Here is a 386-nt window from a genome sequence, read left to right as displayed (position 1 = left end):
GTGACGATCTGGCTGGTGACGCCCCATGATGCGGTGCGCCAGTACACATCGGTGTCGACGTCCTCGCTCCACACCTCGGCGATCCGTTCGCCGTCGAAGTAGCCGCCCACCACGCGACGCCGGGTGGCCGATCGCTGCCCCGAATACGGCAGCGTAAAAATATGCCCTTGAGGGAACGGTGCGCCGGTCTCCGCCTGGTCGATCACGATGACGCTGTAGTTTCCCTCGGAAACCCCCTGAGCGAAGGCGCCGAACTCCCAGTTGCCGACGTCATAGATTGCCGTCCCGGACTCGCTGCTGGTGATGGTTTCAGCCTGGCCCTGGCCTACCACGTCGGCGCTCACTGGCGACAGGTTCGGGTAGTCACCCGAAATGGTCAGCTCCCT

The 386-nt window shown here is 64.0% G+C and carries 1 protein-coding gene; it reads right to left on the bottom strand.

Annotation, left to right across the window (positions count from 1 at the left end):
* On the bottom strand, window positions 1-386 hold a 386-nt coding region (locus EA795_RS21120), incomplete at both ends, for a hypothetical protein (RefSeq protein ID WP_158601325.1).

The organism is Stutzerimonas nitrititolerans (assembly GCF_003696285.1).
Lineage (GTDB): Bacteria > Pseudomonadota > Gammaproteobacteria > Pseudomonadales > Pseudomonadaceae > Stutzerimonas > Stutzerimonas nitrititolerans.
The sequence above is the reverse complement of the archived record's forward strand: the minus strand, read 5'-3'. Positions and strand labels throughout refer to the sequence as shown.